The 5,560-nt window shown below is 67.9% G+C and carries 5 protein-coding genes and 2 pseudogenes; all 7 read left to right on the top strand.

Annotation, left to right across the window (positions count from 1 at the left end; all coding sequences use genetic code 11):
• On the top strand, window positions 1-284 hold a 284-nt coding region (locus AC1DOC_RS22230; protein ID WP_478130495.1), incomplete at its 5' end, for a LysR substrate-binding domain-containing protein.
• A gap of 39 nt (window positions 285-323) precedes the next feature.
• Window positions 324-1,274, top strand: coding sequence for a LysR family transcriptional regulator (locus AC1DOC_RS22225; RefSeq protein WP_478130494.1), 951 nt, complete (start codon window positions 324-326; stop codon window positions 1,272-1,274).
• Between the two features lie 157 nt (window positions 1,275-1,431).
• Window positions 1,432-1,941 (top strand): cupin domain-containing protein, encoded by a 510-nt coding sequence (locus AC1DOC_RS22220; protein ID WP_015866152.1) that lies wholly within the window; start codon window positions 1,432-1,434, stop codon window positions 1,939-1,941.
• Window positions 1,942-1,961: 20 nt separating this feature from the next.
• On the top strand, window positions 1,962-2,969 hold the full coding sequence (locus AC1DOC_RS22215; protein WP_307596767.1) for a hydroxyquinol 1,2-dioxygenase: 1,008 nt from the start codon (window positions 1,962-1,964) through the stop codon (window positions 2,967-2,969).
• A 135-nt stretch (window positions 2,970-3,104) separates the two neighbouring features.
• Window positions 3,105-4,399, top strand: a pseudogene (locus AC1DOC_RS22210) (aldehyde dehydrogenase family protein).
• 32 nt (window positions 4,400-4,431) lie between these two features.
• Entirely contained in the window at window positions 4,432-5,418 is a 987-nt protein-coding gene (locus tag AC1DOC_RS22205) for a tripartite tricarboxylate transporter substrate binding protein (protein WP_307596770.1), read from the top strand.
• 20 nt (window positions 5,419-5,438) lie between these two features.
• Window positions 5,439-5,560: pseudogene (locus AC1DOC_RS22200) on the top strand (maleylacetate reductase); the annotation flags it as partial.

Here is a 5,560-nt window from a genome sequence, read left to right as displayed (position 1 = left end):
ACCAGGCCCTCAGCCATGTGGAGAGCAAGCCGCAATGGTTCTGCGAGGTGCGGCACGTGCCGGCGCTGGTCAGCCTGGTCGAGGCGGGCCTCGGCCTTGGCGTGGTGCCGCGCCTTGCGATGCCGCCAAAGGGTCACTCCGGCCTGGTGAGCCTTCCGCTGGAAGGCCCCCGGGTCACGCGGCTCATCGGACTGATCCGGCGGCGCGGCCGCGAATTCATGCCCTCGGCCCAGCTGTTCTACGACATGCTTCTGAAGACGCGCCGCAAGGGTTCGGTGGGGTAGGGCGGCGCCCCGCCGCAGAAGCGCTACATTGCATGCGCCATGGACCGCCTCGAAAACATTGAGACCTTCGTACGGGTCGCGCAGACCCAGAGCTTCGCCGAGGCCGCGCGCCAGCTGCGGGTCTCCAAGTCGGTCGTGACCAGCCGCGTGAAGCAGCTGGAAGACCATGTCGGCGCGCCGCTGTTCCACCGCAGCACGCGCGTGGTGCGGCTCAGCGATGTCGGGCAGGCTTTCCTGCGCGACTGCGTCGAGCTGGTCGGCCGGGCCAACGACATCATGGACCAGATGCGCGACGCCAAGGACGGCCCCACCGGCACCTTGCGCGTGCATGCGCTCACCGGCTTCGTGCTCGGGCATTTCGCGACGCTGCTGCGGGCCTTCCAGTCGAGCTTTCCGGACATCCACCTCGAACTCATCGTGAGCGATGCGGTGGYCGATCCGGTGAAGGCGGGGGTGGACTGCGCGCTGCAGATCTTTCCAGCGGCATCGACCGAGCTGGTGTCGCGCTCGCTGTTCCCGGTGCGCCGGGTGTTCTGCGCCACGCCCGAGTACCTGCGCGCGCACGGCAGGCCCGCGAGCCCGCGCGAGCTGCACAAGCACACGCTCGGCCTGTACTCGGGCTATCCGACGCGCGACCGCTGGACCTTCCACCACGGCGGCGAGCAGGTGACGATGTACATGAGCGCCGCACTGCTCACCAACAGCGTCCACCTGCTGCGCGAATACGCCATGGAGCATGCCGGCATCGTCTGCCTGCCGACGCTGGTGGCCGGCGAGGCGATCCTGCGCGGCGAGCTGGAGGTGGTGCTGCCGGCGCACCAGCTCTCGTCGTTCTCGCTGAGCGCGGTGTATGCGGGCACCTCGCGCAATGCGTTCAAGCTGCGGCTCTTCATCGAGCACCTGACCCACGCCTTCTCCAAGGTGCCGCCGTGGGACGCGGCCATGATCGAACGGGGCCTGCTGCCGCCCAGCCTGATCTGGGACGCCTGAGGCGGGCGCGGCCCGTTCCGGGGGTAAACCCTGCGCATTGAACGGATTCGCCGAACAATGCGGACCGCGTTTCGGGCCTACCGCCCGTGCCCCGCGTTTCCTACAGTGCATACATCGCAGCGCCGGGCTGCATCGTCCAGCACTTCAGGAGACATCCATGACCGTTGCCTACCAGACCCGCTTCGGGTCGCTCAAGCACTTCGAGAAGGGGCACGTCGAGCCGATCGACGACGACGTGCGCCACTACGCGTTCTCCAACTGCTTCGAGATCGCCAGCATCAGCCGGCCGTACGAGAAGGTCGTGTTCGGCCAGAACCAGATCTACGTGCTGGAAACGCTGCGCGCCGAAGGCACCTCGCCCTGGTACACCAGCGCGCACGACGAATTCGCGCTGGTGATGGATGGCGAGGTGGAAGTGCACCTCGTGCAGCTCGATGCCGCCCAGGCCGTGGCCGACAAGGACAAGAACGGCGCGGTGCTCGTGCAGGGCGAGCCCAGGGGCAGGAAGATGGGCTGGATGAAGCTCTCGCGCGGCCACCAGGGCCTGCTGCCGAAGAACACGGCCTACCAGTTCCGCGCAGCCGGCGACCCCGGCGTGATCGTGCTGCAGACCTGCAAGGGCGACCTCTCGGTAGAGAAGTGGGCCGACATCTGCCAGACGCAATGAACGCATCCAGGAGCCACACCATGAACGCACCCGCAGAACTCGCCAAGGTCATTGCGTCGCAGCCCGACGCCACGCTCGGCTACAAGGATTTTTCGCTCGGCAGCTTCGGCTTTCGCCGCGACGAGTATTTCGTCCACATCACCTGGAAGACCCGCGACGGCCGTCCCATGAGCCACACCATGGACGCCGGCAGCTACCTGCGCGCGCTGATGCGCGACGTGGCCTGGGGCTTCTTCTACGGCTGGGTCAACTTCGACGACGTGTTCGGCACCATCAACCACTACGACTCGGTCGACCTGTACGCCGGGAGCTTCAACGGCACCATGAAAGACGCGGGCATCGACCTGCTCGAGAACTTTCCCACGGCGCAGATCCGCGCCACCTTCGAGGCCATGCTCGACGACTGGACCAACGAGAGCTTCGACCCGTTTGCCGCGCCGCAGGAAACCGGCTCGCCCTATGGCCGCAAGAGCGGCAACAACACCGCCAAGATCACCCGGGCGCGCGAGCTGGCCAAGCGCTGCGTGGGCCTGAAGGGCGACCTCGACCTGCGCAGCGATGCGCGCGGCGCGCCGGTCAACCGCGCCTTTGCCGACGTGCCGCAGGCCCAGCCCGAGCTGCACCCCGAGCCCGGCTTCGAGAACGAGGTGCACGCCTTCAACCTGTTCGGCTTCCTGAGCCGTTCGCAGGTTACCTGGAACCCCAGCTTCACCTCGGTGGTGAAGCACAGCTACATGTGCCCGACAACCGAGGAGCACATCCTGCCGATCATCCACGGCAACGACCGCGTCGAGTGGTTCTTCCAGATGACCGACGAGATCCACTGGGACTGCGGCGACAAGAACACCGGCCGTCCCATGGCCCGCGTGATCATGAAGGCCGGCGACATGGCCGCCATGCCCGCCTACTGCCGCCACCAGGGCTTCAGCCCCAAGCGCTCGATGCTGCTGGTGTGGGAGAACGGCTCGCCGAGCCTGGTGTACGAGATCCAGAAGGGCGAGTCGCCCGAGATTCCGGTCGAGTTCTGAACTGACTTTCTCCCTCCCCTTCCGGGGGAGGGCCGGGGTGGGGGCTCTCCAGGCCCGCGCCCTTTTTCGAAGATGCCCCCACCCCAACCCTCCCCCGAAAGGGGAGGGAGAGGAACGCCCATGCCCTTTTCTTCCATCCGCCACCAGCTCTTCATCGACGGCCGCTTCGTCGACGCCGAATCCGGCGAGACCCTGGCCACGCTCAACCCGCACGACAACACGCCCATCGCCCATGTCGCGCTGGCCGGCAAGGCCGACGTCGACAAGGCCGTGGCCGCCGCCAGGCGTGCGTTCCCGAAGTGGAGCCGCATGGCCGCCGCCGACCGCGGCCGCATCCTGCTGAAGCTTGCGGACCTGATCGAGGCCAATGGCGAAGAACTCGCGCGGCTCGAGTCGCTCGACACCGGCCATCCGATCCGCGATTCGCGCCGGCTCGACGTGCCGCGCACCGCCGCATGCTTTCGCTACTTCGGCGGCATGGCCGACAAGTTCCAGGGCGAGACCATTCCGGTGGAAGAGGGCTTTCTCAACTACACGCTGCGCGAGCCGGTCGGCATCGTCGGGCAGGTGGTGCCGTGGAACTTCCCGCTCATGTTCACGAGCTGGAAGATGGCGCCCGCGCTCGCGGCCGGCAATTGCATCGTGATGAAGCCGGCCGAGATCACGCCGCTCAGCTCGCTGCGCATCGCCGAGCTCATGGCCGAGGCGGGCGTTCCGCCCGGCGTGGTCAACATGCTGCCGGGCCTTGGCAGCGTGGCGGGCCAGTACATCGCCGAGCATCCGGAGATCGCCAAGATCGCCTTCACCGGCAGCACCGCCACCGGCCGGCGCATCGTGCAGGCCAGCGCGGGCAACCTCAAGAAGGTGCAGCTCGAGCTCGGCGGCAAGGGACCCAACATCGTGTTCGAGGATGCGAACCTGCAGGCCGCCGTGAACGGCAGCGCCTGGGCCATCTTCCACAACCAGGGGCAGGCCTGCATCGCGGGCTCGCGGCTGATGCTGCACGAGAAGATCGCCGATGCGTTTCTCGAACAGTTCATCCCGCTTGCGCAGTCGATCCGCCTGTGGTACGTGCGAAGTCCTACCAGGACCGCGTCGCACAGGAAGAAGTGTTCGGCCCCTTCGTCACAGTGCTCACCTTCAAGAGCGACGAGGAGGCGATGCAGATCGCCAACGGCACCGACTACGGCCTGGGCAGCGGCCTGTGGACGAACAACCTGCAGCGCGCCCACAAGGTGGCGCGCGACCTGCACGCCGGCATGGTCTGGATCAACAGCTACAAGCGCGTGAACCCCGGCTCGCCCTTCGGCGGCGTGGGCCAGAGCGGCTACGGCCGAGAGATGGGCTTCGACGCCATGCGCGAGTACACGCAGGTCAAGAGCGTGTGGGTCAACGTCGACGCGCAGATTCCGCCGCACTTCGTGCGCTGAGTTTTCTTCTTTCCAACCACCAGGCACACACGATGTCTTTTCCGATCCTTTCCCGGGCGCTGGCCGCCTGCATGCTGCTGCTGCTGCTGGGCGCCGCGGCCCAGGCCCAAGCCCAGGCGCCGGCCTGGCCCGCCAAGCCCGTGCGGCTGGTCGTCGGCTTCCCGCCGGGCGGCATCGTCGACACCGTCGCGCGCCAGCTGCAGCTGCGCCTGCAGGCCGCGCTCGGCCAGACCGTGATCGTCGACAACCGCAGCGGCGCCGGCGGCACGCTGGCGGCGGCCGAGGTGGCGCGCGCCGTGCCCGACGGCCACACGCTGCTGATGGTGTTCGACAGCTACGCCACCTATCCGCTGGTCTATCCGAAGCTGAGCTTCGATATCGCCAAGGACCTGCAGCCCGTGACCCAGGTCGCGAGCAATCCGCTGGTGCTGGTGGTCAACCCGAAGGTGCAGGCCAAGGACTTCCAGCGCTTCGTCGGTCTGCTCAAGGCGCAGCCCGGCGGCCTCAACTACGCGAGCGTCGGCCCGGGGTCGAGCAACCATCTCACGGCCGAATATTTCAAGGCCGTGAGCGGCACCTTCGTCACGCACATTCCCTACCGCGGCGGTGGCCCGGCCCAGCAGGACCTGCTGGGCGGACAGGTCGAGATGATGTTCCTCTCGGCCGTGCTGGCCCAGCCGCACGTCAACGCGGGCCGGCTGCGCGCCCTGGCGCAGACCGGCGCCCAGCGCGCGCCCGCCTATGCCGAGGTGCCGACCGTGGCCGAGAGCGGCTATCCGGGCTTCGAGGTGAACTCCTGGGTCGGGCTGCTCGCCCCGGCCGGTACACCGCGCGCCGTGGTCGACCGGCTGCAGGCCGAAGTGCGCAAGGCCGTGACCGAGCCGGCCTTCCAGCAGCGGCTGCGCGAGCAGGGCCTGACGGGCATCGCCAACACGCCCGAACAGTTCGCCGCCGTGCTGCGCACAGAGCAGGACAAGTGGGCCCGCCTGGTGCGCGAGCGCCGCCTGAGCCTGGAATAGGCAGGCCGAAGGAACGCGCCATGCACGACTTCATCCACACCACCCATCCGCAGCGCGTGGTGTTCGGCGCCGGCTCGCTGCGCCACCTGGCGCGCGAGATCGATGCGCTGGGCGCGAAGCGGGCGCTGGTGCTCTGCACGCC

Source organism: Variovorax sp. 01T439_2, from assembly GCF_056398445.1.
The sequence above is the reverse complement of the archived record's forward strand: the minus strand, read 5'-3'. Positions and strand labels throughout refer to the sequence as shown.

What these genes read in the sequence shown, in the direction of transcription:
- AC1DOC_RS22205 (WP_307596770.1), top strand. Translation starts at nt 4,432, where the DNA reads ATGTCTTTTCCGATCCTTTCCCGGGCGCTGGCCGCCTGCATGCTGCTG.
- AC1DOC_RS22215 (WP_307596767.1), top strand. Translation starts at nt 1,962, where the DNA reads ATGAACGCACCCGCAGAACTCGCCAAGGTCATTGCGTCGCAGCCCGAC.
- AC1DOC_RS22220 (WP_015866152.1), top strand. Translation starts at nt 1,432, where the DNA reads ATGACCGTTGCCTACCAGACCCGCTTCGGGTCGCTCAAGCACTTCGAG.